Consider the following 26,319-nt stretch of genomic DNA (forward strand, 5'->3'; position numbering starts at 1 on the left):
CTTCAGCACAGGACACCGCTATGTTAGATGCTAACCTCAAAAAACAATTGGATGCTTACTTACAGAACATCGTCTCGCCCATCGAGATCAGCGTGTCCTTGAGCGACCACTCAGATCAAACAGCAAAAACGACCGAATTAAGAGAGTTGGCGACAGAAATCAGCCAGCTGTCTACCCGCATTAACCTAAAAGAAGTACCTGCGCTACGCTCACCCAGCATGAGCATAGCGCCCGTAGGCCAAGCGCCACGGGTAAGCTTTGCTGGCATTCCTATGGGCCATGAATTTACCTCGTTAGTATTGGCGTTACTGCAAGCTGGCGGACACCCTTCTAAAGTGAGTGCTGAGCTACAGCAGCAAATTCGCAACCTTAAAGGCGAGTTTCATTTCGAGACATATATATCTTTGTCGTGCCAAAATTGCCCCGATGTCGTGCAAGCACTTAATTTGATGGCGACCCTTAATCCCAACATCACTCATGTGATGATTGACGGTGCACTGTTTCAAGAAGAGGTAGAACGACGCCATATTATGGCGGTGCCTGCTGTGTATTTAAATGGCGAGCATTTTAGCCAAGGCCGTATGAGCTTAGAAGAAATCGTCACCAAAATTGATACCGGTGCCGCAGAGCGCCAAGCAGCCAACCTAGATGAAAACGACCCTTACGATGTATTAGTAGTGGGCGGTGGCCCTGCGGGTGCTGCGGCCGCTATTTATGCGGCACGTAAAGGCATTCGTACCGGTCTACTCGCCGAGCGTTTTGGTGGGCAGGTGATCGATACGGTGGGCATCGAAAACTTTATTTCTGTGCCTTACACCGAAGGCCCTAAATTAGCAGCCAGCCTAGAGCTGCATGTTAAAGAGTATGGTGTCGATATTATTACCGCACAGCGCGCAGCCGGCATTCAGCAACGTGCTAGCGATGCAGCACAACCGTACTTACTAGAGGTGCCGCTTGCCAATGGAGCGACACTAAAAAGCCGAGCCATTATTTTGGCCACCGGTGCCCGCTGGCGTGAGCTGAACGTGCCCGGTGAAGTGGAATACCGTAATAAAGGCGTGGCTTATTGCCCACATTGCGACGGCCCTTTCTTTAAAGGTAAGCGCGTGGCTGTGGTCGGCGGCGGTAACTCGGGCATTGAAGCGGCCATTGATTTAGCCGGTTTAGTAGAGCACGTTACCGTGTTGGAGTTTGCCGATACCTTGCGTGCCGATGAGATATTGCAGCGTAAAGCCCGCTCGATGCCTAATATCGAGATTATTAGCAGTGCACAAACCACGGACGTGGTGGGTGACGGCCAAAAAGTCAGTGGCATGCACTATATAGATCGTAAAAGTGGTGAAACGCAGCACTTAGCCGTAGCAGGAGTCTTCGTGCAAATTGGTTTAGTGCCAAACACCGAGTTTTTACAAGGCTCAGCGATTGAGCTAACTCGCTTTGGTGAGGTGATCATCGATGCCAAAGGCGCTACCTCACTGCCCGGCGTATTTGCCGCCGGTGATGCCACTACAGTACCCCATAAGCAAATTATTATAGCCATGGGTGCCGGTGCCACCGCCGCTCTCAGTGCCTTTGATCATTTGATCCGATCTTAAGATAAAGCGCTACGCCATACGCCATACGTAAAAACACCGAAACCAAAAGGGTTCGGTGTTTTTTACAGCTTGAGCGGTAAGAAAAGGCATCAAGCAAGCAACATATCCCGCTCTTTTTCGCCTATCACTTTTTGCATAGGTTTTAGCTCTTACCAATAAAATCCCTTTTCAATCTTATCTCGGCTTAATTTTTCCGTTGATTCTGTGGATTCCGTGGCAAAAACTCTTTAGCCCTTAGCCTTACTTAAGCAGTTGCGACTTTAGGTTAGGCGGTAGGCCTTTAATGACTAAGGTGTCGGTATTTTCGTCGTACTGAATGCGCTCGCCTAGCAGCTTTTGATCGAAGCTGATAGTTAAGCCACCGCCGGAGCCCACGTACTTGGTGAGCCCTTTAAGGGCTGAGCGGTCGACCGGAAATTTATCTTCTAGCTGATATTCTTCACTCACAAATTGATAAAAGTCCAAGTCGTTATCGGTGCCCAGCTCGGCGGATAGCTCACGCAACTCCAGCTCTTCCCCTTCTTTAAGCTGCTCGCGACAATATTTGTTGACCAGCGCCTTACTGTCTTGTTTTTCTTCTTTACTTAATTGACGGGTTTCACAAAACTCATCCACCGCCTTTAATAGTCCTTGGCTTTGCACCTTAGGGTCCATGCCTTCGACACAAGACAGAAAGTTTAAGAAAAAATCGGATACTTTGCGTCCAGCACGTCCCTTAATAAAGGAGAAGTAACGGCGTGAGTCGGGACGAGTTTGTAACTCGGTTAAATCTAGCCGTGCCGCCAGCTGCATCTTGCCCAAGTCTAAATAACTCGCATGGCTAACATCCAGCTTATCGGTCACGGTCACGCTGTCTTTATTGTCTATCAGAGCGATAAGTAAGTAGTGAGCTCCCAGCCATTGGTAGCGCACAAATAACAGTACGCCGGGCTCGCTCATCTCCAATCGGTTGAGTTCGTCCAGCAATCGCTGTGACGCTTGATGGCTAAAAGCCGCGAAGCTTAAACTTTCGTCTTCTGCTCGGCGTACCAAGTCACGAAAACCGGTATCTTCTTCGCTAAAGTAGCCAAATACTTTGCCCGCCTTGGTGTTGTAAATGTGATGTAATTCGCTCATCAGGTGATTAACTGCTGGTCCGGTATCCAGCTCTTGCTCTCGCGTAACCAGTTGAGTCTGCCCCTGCTCATCGAGAAACAGAGAATGTACTATGATGTGTTCGATATCCAAGCTCATAACAGATTGCCGTAGAGTTGCCAGAAGGGGTGGGGTATTATAGCCGTCCTGTTATTAAGATACATGATTGAACGCCTATGCCTGTTATTTCGAAGTACGAGAAAGAATTTGATACGCTGTTAAGCGACCTAGAAGCGGTAATGGATAAGCAACGTGCTCCTGCCGATCTGCGTTTAATGGTACTGGGAAACTTAGCGACCCACATTATTAATCATCAGATAGCACCGGGACAGCGTAAGGCCATTGCCGACAAGTTTGCACAAGTGCTTACCTCCTCGGTGGATACGCAGAAAGGGGCTCACTGAGCGCCTTTTTACTGTTAAACACTTTGCATGGCGATGTGCCGTCATGAGTGTTAACCCAAATAGTTGAATCATGCTGAACTATGCTCGAAACTGGTAACCTTTATCGCGACAATGTTTCCCGCCTCATCGGCTGGGGACATTGGCTGGTGTTTGTCAATGTGCTGCTTGCCATGGCAGTATCAAGCCGCTATTTGCTGATCGCGGGCTGGCCCGATACGCTCATGGGCGTGTTGTATATGCTGGTCAGCTGGGCCGGGCACTTTGCTTTTCTTACCTTTTTCACCTACTTACTCACGCTTTTTCCGCTGACGTTTTTGTTTCCCAAGGTGCGTGCTGTACAGCTAATGGGAGCAACTATTGCCACGGCGGCTCTCACGCTGCTATTGGTCGACACCCAAGTATTTAGCTTATTCAAATTCCACCTTAATCCCACCGTCTGGCGCTTGCTGTTAGAGCAAGCACAAACCGAAGAAGCTTCGGGTTGGGGGTGGTTATTTGTATGGGTGCCGCTGCTATTTTTGTTTGAACTATGGCTCGCGTCTTGGTTATGGCGCTGGAGTCAGCGTCGCCGACGCTCTTTGACCCTACCCTTATCTCTGCCGCTACTGGTGTGCTTTTTTCTGACTCATAGCATGCATATTTGGGCTGATGCGCTGGTATATGCGCCGATTACTGAGCAAAAAGCCAACTTTCCGCTCTCTTACCCCATGACGGCGAAAAGCTTCCTTATAAAGCAGGGCTGGTTGGACGAAGATCAGTATCGACAACTCTCTCAGCAAGTTGCCGAACAGCCCACACGTAAAATGAATTATCCGCTGCGCCCATTAACGGTCAGTGCACCGGATATGGCTCCCAATATCTTGCTGGTGGTAGCCGATGGCCTGCGGGCCGATCAGCTAGACGCCATTACCATGCCAAACCTGAATCGTTTTGCGAATCGACACGTACGCTTTAACGATCATTTAAGTGCGGGTAATCAGACGGAGTCGGCGCTATTCAGCCTATTTTATAGTTTGCCAAGCCGCTATCAGCGCGACGTTGAGCAAGAAAGCATGGCGCCAGTGCTCATTGATGAATTACAACGCCAAGATTACCGATTTGGCCTATTCGCTAGCGGTGGGCTAGATAAGCGATTGTATAATAAAGCGATTTTTTCAAGCTTACGCCATCGCTCTTTTACCGAAGCTCCCGGCGGCTCTGCTGGGGACCGTCAAGCAGTGGCCGACTTTAGCCTTTGGCAGGCAGAACAAAATGACGAGCGCCCTTGGTTCTCATTTGTCTACTTAGATGCACTTAATTCCTTGGACTTACCCGAACATGCTGAGGGGCCTTTTCAGCCTGCTATTAAGCAGTTGAACCCCGCACAGTCTTATCAAAATGAGCAGCGAGACGCGCTGTTCAACAGCTATCGTAATTCGGTATTTTATACCGACCGCTTACTGGGTAATTTATTGTCACTTAAGCATCCAGCCAATGAGCGCAGCACGTTGATCATTGTTACCTCTGGTCATGGCATGGAGTTTAACGATAACGACAACAATACGTGGGGGTTCGGCAATGCTTACTCTCCGGCTCAGCTAAAGGTACCCTTGGTTATTAGCTGGCCAGGTCAGTTGCAACCGGCACATTTTGATCATCCCACCAGCCAGCTGGATTTGGTTCCAACCTTGATGCGCCAAGCGTTAGGCGTAAAAAACCCGTCGCGTAGTTACAGCACTGGGCAGTCATTATTTAAAGCAGATGTTGAACGCTGGCGGCTCGCTTCCGACGAAGATGAATATGCGATTTATCAGCGCCAAGATATCACCTTGTTTAACCGCCGCGGTGACATGCAATTATTGCGGGCTAAAGATTATAGTCAGGAGTCTGACGACAGCCCTGAATTGTCTTTATTACTGCAGGTGATGAGCGATTTAAATCGCTTTCAAGGGGATTAAGATACAGCGGTCAGCGATAAGCTTTCAGCTGTCAGAAGAGTGCTCGGTTTTGTAGGAGCCATATTTTATGGCGAAGAGTATTGGACTGCTTTTAGCTAAGTACAAGATACCGGGGCGAGCCCGGTAAGACGGAGAAAGACAGTGTATGGTGGTAGGGTTTTTCTTTAGCTGATCGCTTACAGCTGACGGCTTTCAGCTCTACTTTCAGTCATCAATCATCCGGCGAGCTTGCCAGTAGCGGCTGCGCCAATAGACGTTATCTAGGCGAGAAATAGTGACGCCGACGCTAGATGAGGCATGAGCAAACTTACCGTCTCCAACATACACGCCGTTATGGCGACTAGAGCGGCCGGTGCGAAAAAAGACAACATCACCCGGTTGTAGTTCATCTTTAGCGATGGGACGACCTACCTCAACCTGTTCGTAAGTACTACGCGGCAGAGACATATCATATACTTCTTGATACATAGTTTGAGTGAACGCAGAGCAATCCATTCCATCGCCATCCGTACCACCAAAGCGATAGGGCACACCACGCCAGCGTTGATAAGCCTGCTGCAAGCTATGCACAGAATTTAGCCTAGATTTAGATTTGATGGAGCCTTTGCTAACGCTGTAAGTCAGGGAAGAAACCGGCTGTTTACCAGCCTTTTTTTTACCTGACTCTTGCGTTGTGCTACTGCAGCCGGCAAGCACCAGTAAACTGCTAAGAAGAATTACCTTTTTCATAAGAATAATGGCAACCAACGGTAAGTGAAAATGGGTGTTAATAAGAGTAGTGATTAATGAGAATAATGGCATCCGAAAAGAAATATAGTAGAGCAGAACATAGGGAGTTTGCAAAAATAATATGAGTAAAAACAAGGTTATTTTTACCCGCGCCCTAATATGTGATGCTAATCACCTTATTTTACCCATGAATGCGCAGTGCCTGCTCTCGGGGCCAGAGCAAGCTCGCCTCAGCAACATGCAGCATGCTCAGCAAGCGAAGCTCTTTTTATTAGGTCGCTACTTATCACGCCAATTATTGGCCCTCGCTTTACAGCAAGCTCCCGAGCTGGTGCATATTCATGTTGATAGCAAAGGCAAGCCGCAGCTTTTGGAGCCTGATTGGCACTTTAATATCAGCCACAGCGGCAGCCTATTAGCGCTGGCATTTGGTAACCAAGGGCCATTAGGCATCGACGTAGAAAGCCGCCGGTTATCCAGCGCACAAATACAGCGTTTAGCACGGCGTTATTTTGCCACCGATGAGCAAATCAGGCTTAGCCAAACAGACAATTCAGACCGTTTTTTGCAGTTATGGACCATCAAAGAAGCCGTACTAAAAGCCCATGGCGGTGGTATTGCAAATAACTTAAACGCCGTGCATTGGCAGCCTTTTGAAGATATCGCCCACTTTAACGACACCGAATATCAGTTACATCAATACTGCTATCAGCAAAGCCGAGTGACGCTGGCTCTTAATCACACAAAGAGTGACGCTAAAAACGCCACCACAAAGAGCACCTGTATAGAGTTGCTTAACGTGTCTGATTTGCCTTTTGAGCTTGAAATTATCGGCCCGCAACCCAATTTAGGTATACAGTCGTTTAAATACGTTTAGATAATTACATCCACTTTTTCCTGAGCGAGATTCCTTTTTATGATCGTTGACATTAATGTGCAGAATTTTCAGCAGGCACTAATTGAAGCCTCCAATAGCAAAACCGTGGTTGTATTTTTCCATGCGCAAGCCGTACCCGAGTGCCAAATGATGGTGCCGGTGTTAGAGCGATTAATTGGTGCCGACAACCAGCATATTGATTTAGCTCGAGTGGACGTTGGAGATCCTCAGCTGCAAAGCTTGGCGTCACAGCTAGGTTTGCGCGCACTGCCGGCGATGGCGGCCTTTAAAGAGGGGCAACCCGTTGATGCTCTGGAAGGCCCTCAGGATGAGAGTGCGATTACCGAATTTTTAAAGCCTTATCAGCCTAATGAAGCCGAGTTGTTACTCGTTCAGGCTAAGCAAATGTTGGGTGTGGATCCACAGGCCGCTTACGATTTATTGCAACAAGCTCGCGCGCTAGAAGACAGCGCCACCATTCGACTTTACTTGGCTGAATGCGCATTAGCGCTGCATAAGCTTGAAGAAACCAAGCAATTGCTCGCCACTATCGGCATGGCGGATCAAGATCAGCAATATCAGCATATTCTGGCCCGGTTAGAGCTAGCAGTAGAAGCCGCCGACAGCCCAGAACTGCGCGAGTTGGAGCAAAAACTGGCGGCAGAACCTGAGTCCTTGCCGCTTAAAGAAGAGTTAGCCGTGCAGTTATTTCAGGCAGGTAAACAAGAAGAAGCGCTGCAGTTGCTGATTGAAGTATTACAAATTGACCTTGCCTTTGGTGACGCCAGAAAGTACTTTTTAGACATGCTCACCACCATGGGAGCCGACCCAGTCGCTTCTCGTTATCGCCGCAAGCTATACAGCATGCTTTATTAAAAAAGCGGTAAGCCATCAGCTTTAGGCTGTCAGTTAAAGAAAAAGCCCCGAACCTGTGAGTTCGGGGCTTTTTTATGGTTCTGCGCTGGCATTACTATCCAGCTGGGCGATCGGTGCGATACATCACCAGCTGCTGGCGATGACCAGAATAACCAGCAGCGGGCAGACAATGCGCACGTACCAAGGCCAAATCTTCCAAAAGGTACTGTTGGCTAGTTCAGGAGTGCCTTGTGCTAGCTCTTCAAATAGCTTGGCTCGGCCCCACATCCAGCCGCCTAGCAACACGAAGCCTAACCCCACTAACGGCTGTATTTGTTGCGTCGACAGGCGAATAACAAAGCCAAACAAATTACCAAAGTTCAAGCAGATAATCACACTCACTAACGCCAGCAAGCCACCCAATAGCCACGTCATCTGTGGGCGCGGCATGTTAAAGCGCTCGGTGCTGTAAGACACCGGCACTTCTAGCATAGAGATCGACGACGTTAGCGCCGCAATGCCCATTAATACGAAGAACACCAACGCCATCACCAGTCCTATTGGACCCATAGTGTCGAACAACGCAGGTAGTACCACAAACACCAAGGTGTCGGAGCTCAGCAAGCTACCGTCATCGGCATAAATGGTCACACCGTTTTTCATGGCCACAAACATGGCCGGCAATATAACCAGCCCCGCTAAAAAAGCCACTCCGGTATCCAGCAAGGTTATCTGCAAAGCGGTACGAGGAATATTCTCTTTCTTACTCAAGTACGAGCCATACATCAGCATAGAGCAGCCGCCAATGGTCAGCGAGAAAAACGCCTGCCCCATGGCGCTGATCAGCAAGCCTGGCTCAAACACCTTGCTAAAGTCAGGCACTAAGTAATGCTTCAGCCCCATCATGGCGCCGTCTTGGGTCAAAATATAAAAGAACAGCAGTAAGAACAACACAAACAACGCGGGCATTAGTCGTGCCGACCAACGCTCTATACCTTTACGCACGCCAGCCTGCACCACCAAAATCGTCAACAGATAAAATACCAGCGTACCTACTATGTTGCGAGCTAAGCCAAAGTCTTGTAGCCAGCTCGTCGCTTGCTCCCAACCCAGCAAACGGGTGACGGCCGCCGCTAAAAAAGCCAGTAGCCAGCCGGCTACTATGGCGTAGAAAGAGAGCACTAGGCTGGGTACCAACATACCCGCATAGCCGACCAAGGAAGCCATAAATTTTTGCAGCGGATTACGACCCAGTTTACGAACGGAGTCCACTGGGTTTGCTTGACCAAAACGACCAATGGCTACTTCCATCACCAGCATGGGGAAACCGAGCAGCATCACCAGCACTAGGTAGGCAATTAAAAACGCCCCGCCACCATTACTGGCTGCCTGTGTCGGAAATCCCCAAATGTTGCCCAGCCCCACGGCGGCACCGGCTGCCGCCATAATAAACCCGAAGCGCGAGCCGAAATGTTCTCTCACTGTAGCGTCCTTCTATTTTTTATTAGTTTTGTTTATTAGCCCAGAGGCAACTGGGTAGCCTCTTTTTATAACCCTGAGTGTTCGGTCAGCATTACTCACAGACAACTCAAGTACTAAAAGGAAGCAGAGTACCTGAAACCCAGACTCGCCAGCTAAAGCGGTAACTATTTTTTCCGTTGTTCTTATCTGATAGCTTACCGCTGACCGCTTAAAGCTATGTCTTCTCTATTAACACCGCCGGATCCTCATTCCTAGGCCATGCATTGACCACCGCCTTCACGAGTGTGGCGAGCGGAATGGCAAAGAATACTCCCCAAAAGCCCCACAGCCCGCCAAACAACAGCACCGCCATAATAATGGCAATGGGATGTAGGTTGACCGCCTCCGAAAACAGAATTGGCACCAGTACGTTACCGTCCAGCGCCTGAATAATACCGTACGCTATAATCAGATATAAAAAGGGCGGCGTAAAGCCCCATTGAAATAGCCCCACCATAGCCACCGGCACCGTTGCCGCTGCCGCCCCTATGTAGGGTATCAGCACTGAAAAGCCTACCAGCACTGACAGTAACAACGGATAGCGCAAGTCTAACAACATAAAGGTGAGGTAACTCACGCTACCCACGATTAAAATCTCAATAACTTTACCACGTACATAATTGGCGATTTGCACATTCATTTCTCGCCACACCCGAGTAACTAACTCACGATTGCGCGGTAAAAAACGATTGGTGCTGTTTAGCAACTGGCGCTTGTCTTTCAACATAAAGAACACCAGCACCGACACCAAAAGCGCATATACCATCAAGACTGCCGCATTGGTCAATGAATTTAACGACACGCTCAAAATCGCATCTGCCGAACCCAGCAAACGGGCGCGTAAATCGTCGAGCACACTTTGGATCAAGGTAATATCGACCAGTTCTGGGTATTCCTCGGGCAGCGTTAACAATAATTCTTGAGTGCGGCTGATCATGGTGGGTATTTCACGCGCCAAGTTCGCCATTTGCGTTAAAAACGTCGGCACGATACTGATCAGTGATAACACCACCAAAATAGCAAATAATAGCTGTACTATTGCGGCAGACAACACTCGGCCTAAGCCAAATCGCTGCATGCGAGTAACCGGCCAATCCAGTAAATAAGCCACTACGACGGCGACAAAAAACGGCGCCAATATATGGCCAAGAAAATACACCACCACAAAGCCAAACAGCAGGCTTAAAAATAGCGCAACGGCACCGGGGTCGGTAAACCGCTGCCGGTACCAGTGCTTAATAACATCCAGCATGCAAATGATTCCTTATGGTGCTTTGGTAATAATAAGTGTCAGCATGTTGGCATTTTCGCTCGCCACTGTTATTGAATGCCCCATGCGCAAAAGATATGCGGGAATGTCTTGTCGTGACCCCGCATCCGTCATCACCAACTGCAACTGTTGCCCGCCCTGCGCCTCTTTGAGCCACAATTTAACCTGCAGCAACGGTACAGGGCAGCGCCAAGCGCTAGCATCTAATGTTTCCACCGCAGCTCCACTAAAAATGAAAAGCATTATCCCTTTGTTACGGCCGTCAAACAATGCTTGTTACCCCCAATAGGGGCAGGTATTCTGCTATAAGCGCATCATAAAACAAGGTAATTAACATGGGGTTGAATACCAGCAAGTTGGCACTGGTGTTTTCTTTGCTGCTCACCACACACGTTGGGGCCGCAAATAACTTGCCCGACATTGGCACCGCAGGTGTGACGGCTATGTCGATAGAGCGCGAAGCTCGATTTGGTCAGGCATTTACCCGCTTCGCTCGCGCCAATCAGCCCGTGATAGACGACCCTGTGCTTAATGAGTATGTGACCGATCTTGGCTTAAAATTATTGTCTCAGGCCGACTCGGTACGCTTTCCGTTTCAGTTTTTATTGATCAACGAAGACACCATTAATGCCAGCGCTTTTTTAGGCGGTGTAGTGCAACTGCATACTGGATTGTTTTTATATGCAGATAACGAAAGCGAACTGGCGTCGGTTATTGCTCACGAAATTACCCACGTGACCCAACGCCATATTGCGCGTTATTTAGAATCTCAATCGCGCAGTACCCCACTGACTATTGCCGGGTTAGTGGGCTCGGTGGCGCTGGCAGTGGTTAATCCCCAAGCCGGCATGGCGGCTTTGCAAACCACTTTGGGCCTGAAAATGCAATCGGCCATCAACTATACCCGAGACAATGAGCTTGAAGCAGACCGCATTGGTTTACGTTTGCTGCATAATGCCGACTTCGATCCTAATGCCATGGCGAGTTTCTTTCAAAAGCTGGCTGATAAATATCAATTTGCCAGCACTCCGCCCCCCATGTTGCTAACTCACCCGCTGCCTAGCAGCCGTATTGCCGAGGCCCGTAGCCGGGCACAAGATTACCCTAAGCAGCGCTACCCCGACAGCCTCAGTTTTCAATTAGCGAAGGCCAGAGTTATGGTGCGTTTTCAACGAGGTAGCGCCGGTGAACTACAGCGTTTTTTTGAGCAACAGCCAGCGCAAGGCGGCGAATGGCACGTTGATGCCGCCCGTTATGGGCAGGCACTAGCACTCTTAAAAATTCATAAATATGATCAAGCACGTCCAATATTGGACGATTTGGCCCGCCGCCATGCCAATAATATTTTTATATTAGATGCGCTAACGGATCTTGATAATGGCCAAGACCGGTTTGATGCAGCCATCGCTCGCCTGCAAGCTGCACAGTTACATCGCCCCGATAACCAAGTGGTCATGATTAACTTGGCCGATAGCATGCTGCAAGCGGGTCGTTATCAGCAAGCGGCGACTCTGCTCGATAATTACCTGCGTCGTCATCCAGAAAATCTGCTTGCTTGGGAGCTAATAGCACAAGCTTATCGCCCTCTTAGTGATGAGTCGGCATTTCGCCAAGCGCAGGCCGAAGTTGCCGCGCTAAAAGGGCGTTATGACTTAGCAGTGGACCAAATGGAAATTGCCGCTAATCTCTCAAAAGATAGTATGCAACGCGCCCGCCTCGGTGCCAGGCTAGAGCAATTGCGCCAGCAGCAAACAGAATGGGAAGCACTAAGAGAATAACGACCGTATCTCATCAGCTCAACACGCCTAGCTTCAGCTAGCGCCATAAACGAATAAGAGCCCATTATCGGGCTCTTATTCGTATTACAGCTGTTCGGCTAACCAGTTGGCGAAATTAGGTAATGCCCCAAGGTGAGGTAATAGCGTGAGCGTTACTTCTGGATATTGTACTCGTTTTTGTTCTAACACTGACGGCAGGTCATTCACCACATGGGTGCCTTGGGCCAGAAAATACGGTAACAACTTAATATTTGTAGCCCCCACCGCTATTTGCTGGTCAATGACCTCGCCTATTCTGGGATCAGCAAGCTCCCAAAACGCATGTCCTGTCACATCGAAGCGTGTTGCCATCGCCTGAGATAAGCTTTGTGCAAATGCGGCAATCTCTTGGTTAGCAGCCACTCGGCGACTACCGTGGGCAACCAGTATAAATCCGTTCATATTATCCCTTTTTATACTTTACGCTTTACCAAGGGTTCTTGTGCTGCCAGCACATCCACACAATAATCCCAACTCGCAATACGATAATGCTGAATATCTTCATCCAGATGTATGCCTTGGCTTTGCTGGTGAAACCAAATCAAAAAACGCGAAGGAGTAATCAACTGAATTTGGCTATCTGAGTTAGAGTCGTTATCGTCCATTAGGTCCAGTACGTCGGCACCTTCTAACACGCGATAACCAAACAAATGATCAAACTGTAGCTGATAAATAACTTGAGGCGGAACATCTGCCTGAATAGGCATGCCCATAGAAAGCAGTAGCCGACCTGTCCACACATCCTGATGTATCTCAGTCAGCATTAGCCCAGTGGTTAAACCACGAGCACCAGCCCAAGGAGTTGTCATTTGTCGAATTGTATTCACTTCCATCATAGCCTCCCAAATGCGGGAACCGACTGAACTAAGTAATAATAACCTAACAGCTAAAAGAGCAAGTATAGAAGAAAAAACCCGGCGAGGGCCGGGTTTGGAAGCATGCGCTAGAAAGCAAAGCTGATAAGCAATTACTTGATGGCGTCTTTAAATGCTTTACCGGCAACAAAAGCGGGAACATTCGCAGCGGCAATCTGAATTTCGTTACCCGTTTGTGGGTTACGGCCAGTACGGGCGGCACGGTGATTAACCTTAAAGGTACCAAAACCAACCAATTGCACCGGATCACCTTCTTTCAGGCTTTGGGTGATACCGCTTAGCACTTCTTCCAACGCGGCCTTGGCCTGTACTTTATTTAAATCTGCCTTGGCGGCAATTGCATCAACAAGCTGAGTCTTATTCATAAGGGATCCTTTCTCACTTGGCATTAAGTGGTTACCCACTCTATTCAAATTTAGGCGTCAAGCAAAGCCTTTGTCTTGTAGCCCTGCATCAAGTGCCGTTGTTTTGTGCTAAATCTGCGGAAAACATCACATAACCGCCACATAAAATACCGCTAAGCTGCAGCCAACGACAAACGCAGCATAACCGAGGTGTACCGAGGCTTCTAGGTCTCAAACGCCTTTTGGCGCAAAATAACCCGCTTAAGCTATGCCTGCCCGACAAAACCCGTCCGGGAATATGTCACCAGCCGACTACGCTGAAGCTGAGCGTCACGTGGAAGTGCTTGAAACGGGCAGCAAGAGACTACCCAGCCGCCTCTGATCTCTGTTTTGGTATTTTCACCGCTCTATTCACTACACTATTCACCGCACCTTTAGTGCATTAAGACTCTAAATCCTTGATCACGACAGTTGAGTCGCAACGGCCAAAGCCCTCGCTTAGCAGTTTTTCATAGACCTTGTGCACATGGTCGGTTAATGGCAGCTTTAGCCCCTGTTGTTCGGCTTCATCCAAACAGATGCCTAAGTCTTTGTGCATCCACTGTGCGGCAAAGCCAAAATCAAATTCACCATTGGCCATCGTCTGTGCACGATTTTGTAACTGCCAACTTTGTGCCGCTCCACCGGCTAACACATCAATTAACGTGGGTATATCCAACCCTGCTTTTTTAGCTATCATCAAACCTTCGGCAATGCCCTGCACGGCACCAATCACGCAAATTTGATTCACCATCTTGCAGCGCTGACCTGAGCCTACAGGCCCTAAACGAGTCACCTTTTTACCGTAAGCTGCTAATACTGGTGACGCCGCCGCAACATCAGCCTCAGAGCCGCCCACCATAATGGTCAGCGCACCATTTTCCGCGCCAAGCTGACCGCCAGACACTGGTGCATCAATAAAACGCACCTGCAACTTCTCTGCCGCTGCAGCTAACTCTTCCGCCAATATGGCCGAAGTCGTGGTGTGATCGACCAACAAGGCGCCAGCTTTAATGCCAGCCAGCACGCCTTCATCGCCATAGACAACCGAGCGCACATCATCGTCGTTACCCACGCACACCATGACCATATCGGCCTCTGCTACCGCCTCGGCGGGAGTGGCGGCAAAAGTACCGCCGTGGCGCTCGGCCCAATCGGCTGCTTTGGCTTGGCTGCGGTTATAAACACATACCTGATGCCCTGCTTGCTGTAAGTGTCCCGCCATGGGAAAACCCATGACACCCAAGCCGATAAATGCCAGTTTCATTACTGCTACTCCTTTGTTTTTTGTGTTATTTCACATAACTAATGCCGCATAGATATGGCGATACCGCATCCAACCTTAAACACTTTTTTCCACAAAAACCACGAACGAAGAACGATGCCCCTAACACAAACCACACCGCCCTATGTTTTACTGGGCGCCCGGCGCGGTTTGATCTTTAACTTACGGCTTACGGCTATGTTTACACGGCTGTTATGCATGCCCTACCCAATCATCAGTCAAAATGCCCGCAGGTCTTGTGGGCCCGAACAAATCCAACCCCACAATGGTATACTCGCCCACAGCCGTGTCTAATATAAAGCAGGTCGCTATGCCTTCCCCCGAATTGGTTTTTATCCCCGCTATTACTCAAATTGACGCCAACCACTGGGATGCGCTGTTTACCGACGACTATCCCTTTACCCGCTACGGTTTTCTGCAAGCGCTGGAGGAAGGCACCAGCCTGGGCAAAGACACCGGCTGGCTGGTGCAGCATGCCTGCCTGTATCAGGACGGACAGCTGATTGCCGCCATGCCCTGCTACATCAAGACCCACTCCTATGGTGAATACCTGTTCGACTGGGCCTTTGCCGAGGCCTACCAGCGTCACCAGCTGGACTACTACCCCAAACTGGTCTGCGCCATCCCCTTTACTCCTGCCACCGGGCCCAGACTGGGCCTGGCACCCGGTTATCAGCCAGTACAGGTTATGCCCTGGCTTGAACAGGGCCTGCTTGCCCTGAGCGAGAGCATCGGCGCCAGCGGCTACCAGTGCCTGTTCTGCGAGCCTGAGCTGGAAGAGCCGTTACAACGCCAGAATTGGCAACGGCGGGTCAATGTGCAGTTTCACTGGCTGAACCGGGGCTATAGCCATATGGACGATTTTCTTGCCCGGTTCAGCTCCCGCAAGCGCAAAAACTTGCTGAAAGAGCGGGCCCGAGTGCAGAGCAGCGGCATCCGTTTTACCACCCTGAGCGGCGATGCGCTCACCCCGGAAATCTGGCAACAGTTCTACCGATTTTATCGGCGCACCTACCAGAAACGGGCCGGTCATAACGGTTACCTCACCCAGAAAACCCTACTGTTGTGGGGCGAATACTGCCGGGATCAATGCGTGCTATTTGCTGCCTGGCAAGATCAAACCATGGTGGCTGGCGCCCTGTGTTTTCGCTCACACAACACCCTCTATGGTCGTTACTGGGGCTGCGAACAGGAGCTGGAATTTCTGCACTTCGAGGCCTGCTATTACCAAGGCATTGAATACTGTATCAAACATGGGCTGACCCGCTTCGATGCCGGGGCCCAGGGCGAGCACAAGCTACAACGCGGCTTTGAGCCCCGCCTCTGCTACGGCTACTTCAAACTGTTCGAGCGGGGCTTCAATGACGCCATTGCCGACTACTGCCGACGGGAAGAAGAGCAGATGCACCATTATCAAGCACAATGCCGGCAACAATTGCCGTTCAAGAGTGGAGATTAGGGATTAGGGATTAGGGAGATTCCAGCTTTGTTTTAAGCCGTCATCCTGACGAACGTCAGGATCTCGTATTTAAAGACTAAAGATGTTTTTGCCACGGAAAAATCGAGACGAGGCGAGACAAGATCGAAAAGTGATCACCCCCTTTCTTTTTATAAGGTCATTGCTAATGACAGTGTTTTTCAGATCTTATCTCTATTTTTCCGTGGGTTCCGTGGATTCCGTGGCGAAGAAGGCCTTAGGTTTGTGCTTTCCCAAAATTAATATCAGTTATCAGGCTGCCTGCGCCCTACTTATGGTAGTTAAACACTAGCAGCCGGTTGTTGGCGGGCATGGCATGATCTGCCTGCAGGGTTAGCCCATGTAGCCCGGCCAGCGCAGTCACATCCGCAATATCCCGTATCCCCATATGGGGAGTCTGGCTGCGCAGCATGGCGTGAAAGGCCTGATTGCTCGGGCTGGTAAAGCGCCCTTCGTAATTGAAGGGGCCATAGATACAGACAGCTGCCCCCGGTGCCAGCACCCTTTCCAACCCAGCGAACATGGCCTTAACTTCGGGCCAGGCCATAATATGCAGGGTATTGGCGGTAAATACCCCCCGATACTGCCCGGCCGGCCATTGCGGCTGGGTAACATCCAGCACCAGCGGCGGCAGCAGATTGGGCAGAGCCGCCTCGGCAAACCAGAGCGACATGCCGGGAATATTCTCGGTCTTGTCACTCGGCTGCCACTGCAGGTGGGGCAGACTCCCAGCAAAAAATACCCCATGCTGGCCGGTGCCACTGCCAATCTCCAGCACGTTACCCGGCCGGTCAAACACCCGCGCCAGCACCGCCAGAATCGGCCGTTTGTTGTTTTCACTGGCCTGGGAAAAAGGCTTGTCGACCATCAAGATATTTCCTTCATTGCTGAATCGATAAACAGATAACCCTACCCCCACGCCATGCGTAAAGCAGGGTCATATTATGACAGAAGAGTACTTAAGAAACCCTTGGCTTAAAAGTTCAGCCCTGGCGACAAATTCGCTGGCATGCTGACCTTGTCATCTTCCACCGAGGCCACCGGATAGGCACAGTAGTCGGCGGCATAATAGGCGCTGGCTCGGTGATTACCGCTATTGCCTACGCCACCAAAGGGGGCCGCACCAGAGGCACCGGTAATGGGTTTGTTCCAGTTGACGATACCGGCACGAATATGGCGGAAAAAGTACTCCCAGTCCTGCTGATAATCCGACAACAAGCCCGCAGAAAGACCATAGCGGGTGTTGTTAGCTACCGTTAATGCTTCGGCTAAATCGCCATAGCGGATCACCTGCAACAAGGGGCCAAAATACTCTTCATCAGGTAAATCACTAATGGCCGTTACATCAATAATCCCAGGCGACACCAACCCCGTGTCTGCTTGCAGTGATTTCAGCATCAACAGCGATTGCCCGCCCAGCGCTAGCAGATGCGCCTGCGCCGCTATCATGGATTTAGCCGCCTGAGGAGAAATCATGGAGCCCATAAACGGCTGTGGCTCGGCATCGTACAGCCCCACCTTGATCGCTTTGGTCACGGCCAGCAGGCGCGCAAGAATGCGATCGCCCGCCTCACCTTTGGGTAGTAATAAACGTCGGGCACAGGTGCAGCGCTGGCCGGCAGTAATAAACGCAGACTGCACTATGCTATGCACGGCGGCGTCTATATCGGCCACTTCGCCCACCACTAAGGGATTATTTCCGCCCATTTCCAACGCCAAAATTTTGCTCGGTTGGCCGGCTAGTTGAGTGTGCAGCACATTACCGGTGCGCGACGAACCAGTAAAAAATAAACCGTCTATATTAGGATGTGCAGCCAGCGCTTGGCCGGTACTTACCTCCCCTTGCACCAAGTTTAACACCCCTGCTGGCAAGCCTGCCTGATCCCACAATTTAACCATTTCTTGGGCGACTTTAGGGGTCAGTTCTGAGGGCTTAAATACCACCGCATTGCCGGCAATTAAGGCAGGAACAATATGGCCGTTGGGCAAATGCCCTGGAAAATTATAAGGACCAAACACCGCCACCACGCCATGGGGTTTATGGCGAATAAAGGCGCGACCATCGGCCATGGGATTTTCGGTGGTGCCGGTGCGTTCAAAATAGGCTTTTTCCGACAGGGCTATCTTGCCTGCCATGGCCGCCGCTTCGGTTAAGCTTTCCCAATAAGGTTTGCCGGTTTCCTCTGCAATTAACTGGGCAAGCCGTTCTTTGTGCTCGACCAGCAAGTCGCCATAACGCTTGGCAATAATAAGACGCTCTTCAACGCCTCTGTCGGCCCATGCTACGCTGGCCGCTCGTGCTGCCACTATCGCCGCACTCACCTGGCTAGTACTGGCGGCAGCGCCACGCCAGAGTTCTGCATTTTTAGCAGGATCGCGAGACGTAAACAACGGGCCCTCACCTGGCAGCCATTGGCCATTAATATATTGAACCGCGTCAGTCATTTGTACTGTGTCAGTCATCAATGATATCTCCATTTATATCTTGGCTTAGCTCGGCTTATATTTCGACAAGCCGAACCGTATCACCGTCTGCGACCTTGAGTAAGAGCGCTACTTCTTCACTCAGCACCACTTGCTCTTTCTCTTCATTAACGGCAACGTCGGCAATAAGAGCACGAAAATCGGCAAAATGTATATTACTCAGTAAACAAGTATACCCGTGAGGTACCTCTCGATCTGCAACGTGTACCTTTAGTTTGCGGCTGGCCCGCACACTACGTATTTGTGATAACTCACACTCTACGCTGGGGCCCGCATCAAAAATATCGACGTAACCACGCCAGCTAAAACCTTCTTCTTCCAACATGCGCAGTGCGGGCCGCGTATTATCGTGGGTAAGCCCAATAACAGACTTAGCCTCTTTAGATAGCAAATTCACATAAATGGGATATTTGGGCATGAGATCGGCAATAAAGCCTTTTTGACCAATGCCAGTCAGATAATCGACGGTAGGAAAGTCCATCGAAAAAAAGTGCTCTTGCAACCAGCACCAAAAAGGACTGTTGCCTTTATCATCCGACACGCCCCGCATTTCTGCCAGAATTCGATGATCAAATAATTCGCTAAATTCCGCCAGAAATAAAAAGCGACTCTTAGATAACAAGCGTCCGTTCAAGCCATGACGAGCCGACTCACGCAAAAACAGCGTGCACAGCTCGCTCACCCCCGTGTAATCATTAGTGAGCGTAAGCGTGTCGACCACATTATAAATTCCCAGCCGCGACGAGCTGTGCACTTGTTTACCCAACAGATAATTATAAAAAGGCGCAGACAATCCCACGGCGGCATCAATGGCACAGGTGCCTATCACCTCACCAGTGTCGCTATCTTCTGCCACAAAGAAGTACAAGCACTCGCCCTTACCTGCCGGACGGCTGGCAAAGGAAGCAATAGAATGATCTAGCTTTTTTTGCAGTAGTTCATCATTAACTGGCAGCGAGGTAAAACCATGACCAGACTCAATAGCGAACTGTTTAAGAGCAGTGAAATCCCGTTGTTCAATGGGGCGAATAACCAACATGCAGCACTCCTTATGACTAAGTTGCGGCCAAAGCGGAGCATGCTGCCCCGCCCTGTATGGCTGTCGCGAGAAGTAAGTTAGCCGTTTACGATCTTAGCCACTGCCCGCTCAAAACGCGCCAGCCCCTCGGTGATATCTTCTTTGCTGATCACCAAAGAAGGCGCAAAACGCACCACATTGGCGCCCGCGATTAACACCATGAGTTGCTCAGCCATGGCGGCATTCAAAAATTCTTTTGCTCGACCTTTAAACTCTTCGTTTAGCACGCAGCCCAGTAACAGCCCCTTGCCACGAACTTCTGCAAAACAATGATACTTAGCGTTAATGGCCGCGAGTCCTTCACGATACCAGCCTTCACGCTCTTTAACGCCATTTAATACCGCATCGGTATTCACCGCATCAAAGGCGGCTTCTGCTACCGCACAGGCCAGCGGATTACCGCCATAAGTAGAGCCATGTGTGCCAGGCTTAAGTGAGGCCGCAATCACGCTGGTAGTTAACATGGCACCAATAGGAAAGCCGCCCCCCAATGACTTAGCACTGGTTAAAATATCGGGAGTCACGCCTAAATTCATGTAGGCATACAGTGCACCGGTTCGACCTACTCCGGTTTGCACTTCATCAAAAATCAATAGCGCATTATGCTGATCGCATAACTCACGCACCGCCTTAACATAGTCGAGTTCAGGGCTAATAATACCGCCTTCTCCTTGCAGCGGCTCCATAACCACGGCACAGGTCTTGTCCGACATAATGGCTTTAAGCGCGGCTATGTCGTTGTAATCAACATGGTCAATATCAGCCGGTTTGGGGCCAAATCCATCAGAATAAGCGGCTTGGCCGCCGACGGTCACGGTAAAGAAGGTACGGCCATGAAACCCTTGATTGAAGGCAATAATCTGCGTTTTTTCGGCTCCAAAGTGCTCGAGTGCATAACGACGCGCCAGCTTAAATGCAGCCTCATTAGCCTCGGCGCCCGAGTTACAAAAATAGGCTTTTTCAGCAAAAGTGGCTTCCACCATTTTGCTTGCCAAGCGCAACGCCGGCTCGTTGGTCAGCACATTACTCACATGCCACAGCTTTTCGCTCTGCTCTTTTAGCGCACCAACCAATACAGGATGGCAATGACCTAAACAGCTAACCGCAATACCACCGGCAAAATCGACATACTCTCGGTGTTGCTGATCCCACACGCGAGCACCCAAGCCACGCACAGGGATCATCTCGGCTGGGGCATAGTTGGGGACCATTACTTGATCAAATAACTCGCGGGTGACGGCCATATTAGTCATGCTTACTCCTCAGATATCGCAGTTTGCTCTGCGACAAACGTTAAATCCATGTAAATATACAAACATTATTGCAAACAACCTGTGACCTGTCTCTACAAACAATAAACAAAGCAGTCGTTTATTCGGCTGATTAATAAGAGTTAGTCAAAGATAGTGCATAAGCTCGCACTCAAAATATCAGACTTGCGCTTAATACTGTCCCATAGTGCATAAAAATGGTGTAAAGCGCAGCAACAGAAAGTGTTAATTCGCCTACTTTCAACCTATTACTAAAATTTCCTGAATTAGCAGTAAACAACAAACAATACGGTTTTAAAGTAGGCGAAGAAAATTCTGCAGCAATTGATGGCCGCGTTCGGTCAAAATGCTTTCGGGGTGAAACTGCACGCTGTGCAACGCCAGCTCATTATGTTGCATGCCCATAATTTCATCTTGTTCACCGATCTCGGTTTCGCTCCAGGCGGTGACGGTAAAACAAGACGGCAAACTTGCGGCCTCTACAATCAGAGAATGATAACGGGTCACCGTTAGCGGGTCAGGCAGCTCATCAAATAAACCGATACCGGTATGGCGGATGGCCGAGGTTTTGCCATGCATCACTCGGCGCGCCCGCACTACCTTGCCACCAAACGCTTGGGCAATCGCTTGATGCCCTAAACATACCCCCAAAATTGGTAGCTTACCGGCAAACTCTTTAATGGCTGCCAGCGAAATACCCGCCTCACTAGGCGTACAAGGACCCGGTGAAATCACCAGCCCCGTCGGCTGTAATGCGGCGATCTCTGTCAAGCTGATGTCATCGTTCCGCCGCACCACAACCTCTTGCCCCAACTCACCAAAATACTGTACTAAGTTATAAGTAAAAGAGTCGTAGTTATCGATCATCAGCAGCATGTTGGGCCTATGTAGAAATATATTATTGATACTCGGTTTTATTCTGCTTGGTTCGACTGCTATTAGCAATTACGCGCCAGATAAAAAAAGCGCCCTATGTAGGGCGCTTGGTGTTAGTTTTGGTCTGTTAAATACTCAACCGGTCATTTACTGCTGGTTTGCGGATCGGCTGGTAGACGAAACACCGTCACGTATAACAGCGGCACCACGACTAATGTAAGAATAGTGGCGAAGGTTAAACCAAACATGATCACCACCGCCATACTCTTAAAGAAGGGGTCGAACAGCAAAGGCGCCACCCCTAGAATAGTGGTGAAGGCACCAAGGAATACTGGTCGTGCCCGACTGACCGCCGCATCGAGTACCGCGGTAAAGCCGGGCTTGCCATCCCGTATCTCTTCATCGGCTTGATCTACCAGCACAATGGAGTTTTTCACCAACATCCCCACTAAGCTTAAGCAACCGAGGATCGCCATAAACTCAAACGGCACCTGAAAAATCACCAAGCCGACGGTTACGCCGACGATGGCCAGCGGTGCAGTTAGCCAAATCACTAACGGTTGACGTAGACCATTAAACATCACAACCACCGCCAAGATCATGGCAGTAAAGCCATAGGGTGCCGAGATGGCTAAGCCTTCGTTCGACTCGTTAGAAGCCTTGTATTCACCGTGCCATTCCAAACGATAGCCTGGCGGTAATTCCATAGCTTCGATCTTGGGCATCAGTCTATCTAACAAGGGGTTAGACTGCTCACCTGGTGGTGGATCGGTCTGTGCCATAATGGTGGGGAAACGGTCGATCCGTCGTAAAATAGCATCTACCCATTCCACATCCACGCCGGTGATCAATTGACTCACCGGCAGGTACTTCTTGGCCGTGGGACTATAGACCTGCACGTTATCGATATCTTGCGCCAAGCCGCGCTCAGCCTCAGGAGCACGGGCAATGATCGGGATCAGCTTGTCACTTTCTCGATACACACCAATTCGCTCGCCGGTAAAGGCGCGGTTAATCGCTTGGCTGATGTCGGTAATATCCACCCCAGCACGGCGCGCCGCCACTTCATCCACTATGGGACGTAGCACCGGCGTTTTTTCTCGCCAGTCATCCTGAATGGCAATAGCACCGCCATCGTTGGCCATAATGGTTTTGGCTTCTTCGGCCAGCTCACGTAATACCGCCGGATCTGGCCCCATAAAGGCGGCTTCTATTTTTTTACCACCGCCGCGGCCGAGCATGAACTTCCAGGCTTTAACCGCCGCCAATGGATGACGTTCTGACAGTTCAGCTTGTAAGTCTTCTACCAGCTTGGCAATGATGGTGGGATCCTCTACATCCACCAGTAATTGCCCATAACTGCTGTTTGGATCTTCTGGGCTGTAGGTCAGCATAAAGCGCAAACCACCCTGTCCGACGAAGCTGGTGACATGACTCACACCGTCTTGGCTCTGCACATAGTCGGCCATGCCGGCTAACTCGGCGGCGGTTTCTGTAATATCCGAGCCCTGGGGCAAGTACATATCAACCACAAACTGGGGTCGTGCCGACTCTGGCATAAAACCAGGTTGTACCCAACCAAAGCCGAAAATAGCACCCGCTAATAGCGCCAGTAAAATGCCGCCAGTGATCATCCGACGACGCAGCGCGCTATTTAGCAAGGCACGATAACGAGCCAAAATACCCGTTGGCTTATCATCCTCATCTGCGGCGCGTACTTTTACCTTCAACAGCGTCACACACAGCAGCGGCGTTAAAGTAACCGCAAACAGCCAGCTGAGCAGCATCGAATACATGATCACCCAAAACAGGGATCCAGCATATTCGCCCATGTCGGTCGGTGATAGACCAATGGCGCTAAAGGCCAAAATGCCGACTAAAGTACCACCCAACAGCGGCCACTGAGTCCCTTTGACTACGGCGGCGGCGGCACTTTCGGCCCGTTCACCTTTTTGCATACGTACTAGAATGCCATCGGTCACTACGATGGCATTATCTACCAGCATACCAAGGGCGATAATCAATGCCCCCAGCGAGACTCGCTGCATGGCAATATTATCCATGTACATCGCAATCAAGGTACCGGCCACGGTCAGCAACAACACGGTGCCGACGATCACGCCACTGCGCCAGCCCATGAAGATAATCAGTACCAGCACCACTATGCCCACGGCGGCGGCTAGATTAGCGACGAAACCATTTACCGCGTCACGTACCGAGTCGGACTGGTACGAAACAATTTCCAGATCCATGCCGAGCGGGCGTTGCCCGTCTAGCTCTTTTAAACGTGCTCGAACGGCATCCCCCATGTCCACCACGTTACCGCCGGCCACTTGCGAGATCCCTAAGCCAATGGCGGGTTTCCCGTCGTAGTTCATCAAAGCACGAGTGGGCTCTATAGTAGAGCGGGTAATGGTGGCGATATCTTTTAAGAAAATCACCTGATCGCCGCTTTGCGAAGCCAGCGCAATATTGCCAAGCGCGGCTACCGATTCCACTTGCCCTTTGGGACTAAAATGGACTCGCTGCGGGCCAATCAGCAGATTACCTGAGTCGCTGATGACGTTTTGCTGGCGTAGCGACTCATAAATATTATCTTGCGAGATCCCTAATTGGGCAGCTTTAGCCGAGGCAATTTCTAAAAATATCGCTTCTTGAGGGGCACCCAAGGTAGCAATGCGCGCCACACCGGGGACTTGTAAAAGCTCGCGCTCCAAATCATCAAGATAATCTTTGATCTGTTGCAGACTGTAACCTTCGCCGGTGACGGCAAAAAACAGTGAATAGACATCGCCAAAATCATCATTCACATGGGATGGCCCAGCCCCAGGCGGTAATTTACTTTGCGCATCATTAATTTTTCGTCTGAGCTTATCCCACACCTGCTCCAGCTCGGCCCGACTATGGGCAAACTCCATGGAAATCTCAACCTTAACCAGCGAGCTGCCCATGCGCGACACCGAAGTCACTTCTTTTAGCTCTTGCAGTTGTTGCACCGCTTCTTCGATAACTTCGGTAACTTCTTCCGCTACTTGTGCGGGCAAGGCCCCTGGATAGGGAGTGGTAATCGCCGCTTGGCGGATCACAAACTCAGGGTCTTCAAACCGCCCAAGCTTCTGATAACTGATGTATCCCCCCACCAGCAGCAACACACATACCATCCAAGCAATGGTACGCTTTGCTAATGTCTGTTCAGCAATATTCACGTTATACGCCTTATCATTAAGTGATTACCTTGGTGTATTAAAAAGGTGTATTTCAAAGGTCTACAGGGGTCTAACTAACATGTTTTCTCGTAGTTGGCTGACGCCGGCCGTAACAATCTGTTCGCCACTGTTTAAGCCGCTTTGCACCACCACCTCGGTGCCCATCACTTCGCCTAATTCCACCGCACGCAACGACACCCGAGACTCGTCTTGGTCGACTACCCACACGCTGGTCTCACTGTCACCGCTGGCATAAATCGCCTTCAGGGGCACGCTAACGAGTCCGTCACTCTCTGCTGTCTGCTCGTCTTTAGGAATAATATCGACTGACATACCGGGTAATACGGTTATCTCATAGCCCGGTTCTAGCGCCAGTACCGCTTCATAACTTTGAGTTTGGCTGTCGCTTTCTGAAGAGAATGATTTAAGTGTGACAGGCAAAGGATGCTCAGTATGACCGGCAAATATCGCATAACCCGCTACCTGCTTAGGTTGATTACGCACTACTCGTTCGGGCACATTAATCACAATTTCTAGATTATTAAGGTCTTGTAGGCTGACGATCGGCTCTTTGGCTTGTACATTGCTGAAATTTTCTACCTGACGCTTAGTAATCACACCACTAAACGGCGCCGTTAAACGAGTATCGTCGGCATCTTTTTTAGCAGATAAATAATGGGAGCGCGCCACTTCCATAGCGGTGAGTTTTTGATCGACTTCAGCTTTGGCCACCGCCTGACTTTGCTTCCAGATCTTTAGCACGCGGTTATAATCGGTGCGGGCTTTGTTATATTCCGCCTGAGCCGAGGCCAATACTATCTGGTAATTCTCGCCGTCGAGTGTCGCCACCAAGTCGCCCTTGGCAACTCGCTGACCTTCTTGCACCGGCAGCTCAATTAAGCGCCCTGGCACATTAAAGGCCAACTCGGCTCGCTGCACCGCTCGCACTCGTCCAGGAAAGCGTAATCCCGAACTGGCATCACCGGCACCAACAGTGATCATAGATACTGGCCGCGAGACCTCTACCGGCTCTACTGCCTCTTCCTGCTCGCCACAACCGCTCAATGCACTCAGCAGCAATATCCCTGAGAATAAACCAACATAGTTTTTCAACCTCATACTCCCATTTAGTTCACAATTTATTTTTATTCGCCCTAACACTGCGCACCTGTCGAGCTATATAGTAGGTCAACATAACAGTGTCGGTTAAACATCACTTGCAGACAACGCACCCTACGCCCAAAA

Annotated in this window: 23 protein-coding genes and 1 pseudogene; 7 read left to right on the top strand and 17 right to left on the bottom strand. The window is 50.1% G+C overall.

Going from position 1 to position 26,319, the window contains the following annotated elements; translation table 11 throughout:
* Positions 1-20 precede the first annotated feature (20 nt).
* On the top strand, positions 21-1,595 hold the full coding sequence (gene ahpF / locus ACFQ1C_RS05495; protein ID WP_379557581.1) for an alkyl hydroperoxide reductase subunit F: 1,575 nt from the start codon (positions 21-23) through the stop codon (positions 1,593-1,595).
* A 240-nt stretch (positions 1,596-1,835) separates the two neighbouring features.
* Here ahpF and yejK read toward each other — a convergent pair whose 3' ends face one another.
* Complete coding sequence (gene yejK / locus ACFQ1C_RS05500) at positions 1,836-2,828, bottom strand: nucleoid-associated protein YejK (protein ID WP_379557583.1); 993 nt, start codon at positions 2,826-2,828, stop codon at positions 1,836-1,838.
* Positions 2,829-2,905: 77 nt separating this feature from the next.
* On the opposite strand from yejK, the gene ACFQ1C_RS05505 reads away from it, so the two are divergent.
* Positions 2,906-3,133: a YejL family protein gene (locus tag ACFQ1C_RS05505; RefSeq protein ID WP_379557585.1), complete on the top strand. Its 228-nt coding sequence runs from the start codon at positions 2,906-2,908 to the stop codon at positions 3,131-3,133.
* An 80-nt stretch (positions 3,134-3,213) separates the two neighbouring features.
* Positions 3,214-5,070 (top strand): DUF3413 domain-containing protein, encoded by a 1,857-nt coding sequence (locus ACFQ1C_RS05510; protein WP_379557587.1) that lies wholly within the window; start codon positions 3,214-3,216, stop codon positions 5,068-5,070.
* Between the two features lie 204 nt (positions 5,071-5,274).
* Here ACFQ1C_RS05510 and ACFQ1C_RS05515 read toward each other — a convergent pair whose 3' ends face one another.
* Entirely contained in the window at positions 5,275-5,799 is a 525-nt protein-coding gene (locus tag ACFQ1C_RS05515; RefSeq protein WP_379557589.1) for an NlpC/P60 family protein, read from the bottom strand.
* 121 nt (positions 5,800-5,920) lie between these two features.
* On the opposite strand from ACFQ1C_RS05515, the gene ACFQ1C_RS05520 reads away from it, so the two are divergent.
* A complete protein-coding gene (locus tag ACFQ1C_RS05520; RefSeq protein WP_379557591.1) occupies positions 5,921-6,676 on the top strand; it encodes a 4'-phosphopantetheinyl transferase family protein in 756 nt (251 codons plus the stop codon).
* 39 nt (positions 6,677-6,715) lie between these two features.
* Entirely contained in the window at positions 6,716-7,552 is an 837-nt protein-coding gene (locus ACFQ1C_RS05525; protein WP_379557593.1) for a tetratricopeptide repeat protein, read from the top strand.
* A 123-nt stretch (positions 7,553-7,675) separates the two neighbouring features.
* Here the strand turns inward: ACFQ1C_RS05525 and ACFQ1C_RS05530 are convergent, their stop codons facing one another.
* The 3 genes from ACFQ1C_RS05530 to ACFQ1C_RS05540 all read right to left on the bottom strand — a co-directional run bounded on the left by ACFQ1C_RS05530 (position 7,676) and on the right by ACFQ1C_RS05540 (position 10,538).
* A complete protein-coding gene (locus tag ACFQ1C_RS05530; RefSeq protein WP_379557595.1) occupies positions 7,676-9,013 on the bottom strand; it encodes a sodium-dependent transporter in 1,338 nt (445 codons plus the stop codon).
* 214 nt (positions 9,014-9,227) lie between these two features.
* Positions 9,228-10,304, bottom strand: coding sequence for an AI-2E family transporter (locus ACFQ1C_RS05535; protein WP_379557597.1), 1,077 nt, complete (start codon positions 10,302-10,304; stop codon positions 9,228-9,230).
* Positions 10,305-10,316: 12 nt separating this feature from the next.
* Positions 10,317-10,538, bottom strand: coding sequence for a sulfurtransferase TusA family protein (locus tag ACFQ1C_RS05540; protein ID WP_379557599.1), 222 nt, complete (start codon positions 10,536-10,538; stop codon positions 10,317-10,319).
* Between the two features lie 119 nt (positions 10,539-10,657).
* Here ACFQ1C_RS05540 and bepA point away from each other — a divergent pair, with 119 nt between their 5' ends.
* Positions 10,658-12,100 carry a beta-barrel assembly-enhancing protease gene (gene bepA, locus ACFQ1C_RS05545; protein WP_379557601.1) on the top strand — a complete coding sequence of 481 codons (1,443 nt, stop codon included), beginning with the start codon at positions 10,658-10,660 and terminating at the stop codon, positions 12,098-12,100.
* Between the two features lie 84 nt (positions 12,101-12,184).
* On the opposite strand, the gene ACFQ1C_RS05550 is transcribed toward bepA, so the two are convergent.
* The 5 genes and pseudogenes from ACFQ1C_RS05550 to ACFQ1C_RS05570 all read right to left on the bottom strand — a co-directional run.
* The gene (locus tag ACFQ1C_RS05550; protein ID WP_379557603.1) at positions 12,185-12,541 is read right to left on the bottom strand and encodes a sirohydrochlorin chelatase; all 357 of its coding nucleotides are present in this window, start codon (positions 12,539-12,541) and stop codon (positions 12,185-12,187) included.
* A gap of 11 nt (positions 12,542-12,552) precedes the next feature.
* Positions 12,553-12,975, bottom strand: coding sequence for a hypothetical protein (locus ACFQ1C_RS05555; RefSeq protein WP_379557605.1), 423 nt, complete (start codon positions 12,973-12,975; stop codon positions 12,553-12,555).
* A gap of 131 nt (positions 12,976-13,106) precedes the next feature.
* Positions 13,107-13,379 carry a nucleoid-associated protein HU-alpha gene (gene hupA / locus ACFQ1C_RS05560; protein WP_379557607.1) on the bottom strand — a complete coding sequence of 91 codons (273 nt, stop codon included), beginning with the start codon at positions 13,377-13,379 and terminating at the stop codon, positions 13,107-13,109.
* 421 nt (positions 13,380-13,800) lie between these two features.
* Positions 13,801-14,193: an NAD(P)-dependent oxidoreductase gene (locus tag ACFQ1C_RS05565; RefSeq protein WP_379557630.1), complete on the bottom strand. Its 393-nt coding sequence runs from the start codon at positions 14,191-14,193 to the stop codon at positions 13,801-13,803.
* A 3-nt stretch (positions 14,194-14,196) separates the two neighbouring features.
* Positions 14,197-14,667 (bottom strand): annotated as a pseudogene (locus ACFQ1C_RS05570) (NAD(P)-dependent oxidoreductase); the annotation flags it as partial.
* Positions 14,668-14,992: 325 nt separating this feature from the next.
* On the opposite strand from ACFQ1C_RS05570, the gene ACFQ1C_RS05575 reads away from it, so the two are divergent.
* Positions 14,993-16,141, top strand: coding sequence for a GNAT family N-acetyltransferase (locus ACFQ1C_RS05575; protein ID WP_379557609.1), 1,149 nt, complete (start codon positions 14,993-14,995; stop codon positions 16,139-16,141).
* Positions 16,142-16,427: 286 nt separating this feature from the next.
* On the opposite strand, the gene ACFQ1C_RS05580 is transcribed toward ACFQ1C_RS05575, so the two are convergent.
* The 7 genes from ACFQ1C_RS05580 to ACFQ1C_RS05610 form a co-directional block, all read right to left on the bottom strand.
* The gene (locus ACFQ1C_RS05580; RefSeq protein WP_379557610.1) at positions 16,428-17,027 is read right to left on the bottom strand and encodes a DUF938 domain-containing protein; all 600 of its coding nucleotides are present in this window, start codon (positions 17,025-17,027) and stop codon (positions 16,428-16,430) included.
* 107 nt (positions 17,028-17,134) lie between these two features.
* The gene (gene astD, locus ACFQ1C_RS05585; protein ID WP_379557631.1) at positions 17,135-18,604 is read right to left on the bottom strand and encodes a succinylglutamate-semialdehyde dehydrogenase; all 1,470 of its coding nucleotides are present in this window, start codon (positions 18,602-18,604) and stop codon (positions 17,135-17,137) included.
* Positions 18,605-18,659: 55 nt separating this feature from the next.
* Positions 18,660-19,682 (bottom strand): arginine N-succinyltransferase, encoded by a 1,023-nt coding sequence (gene astA, locus ACFQ1C_RS05590; protein WP_379557611.1) that lies wholly within the window; start codon positions 19,680-19,682, stop codon positions 18,660-18,662.
* A gap of 77 nt (positions 19,683-19,759) precedes the next feature.
* Positions 19,760-20,974, bottom strand: a complete 1,215-nt coding sequence (locus ACFQ1C_RS05595) for an aspartate aminotransferase family protein (protein WP_379557612.1) — start codon at positions 20,972-20,974, stop codon at positions 19,760-19,762.
* Between the two features lie 312 nt (positions 20,975-21,286).
* Positions 21,287-21,868, bottom strand: a complete 582-nt coding sequence (locus ACFQ1C_RS05600; protein WP_379557613.1) for an anthranilate synthase component II — start codon at positions 21,866-21,868, stop codon at positions 21,287-21,289.
* A 143-nt stretch (positions 21,869-22,011) separates the two neighbouring features.
* Positions 22,012-25,074 (bottom strand): efflux RND transporter permease subunit, encoded by a 3,063-nt coding sequence (locus ACFQ1C_RS05605; protein WP_379557614.1) that lies wholly within the window; start codon positions 25,072-25,074, stop codon positions 22,012-22,014.
* Between the two features lie 60 nt (positions 25,075-25,134).
* Positions 25,135-26,193 (bottom strand): efflux RND transporter periplasmic adaptor subunit, encoded by a 1,059-nt coding sequence (locus ACFQ1C_RS05610; RefSeq protein WP_379557615.1) that lies wholly within the window; start codon positions 26,191-26,193, stop codon positions 25,135-25,137.
* Positions 26,194-26,319 lie beyond the last annotated feature (126 nt).

The organism is Oceanisphaera ostreae (genome assembly GCF_042676125.1).
Lineage (GTDB): Bacteria > Pseudomonadota > Gammaproteobacteria > Enterobacterales > Aeromonadaceae > Oceanimonas > Oceanimonas ostreae.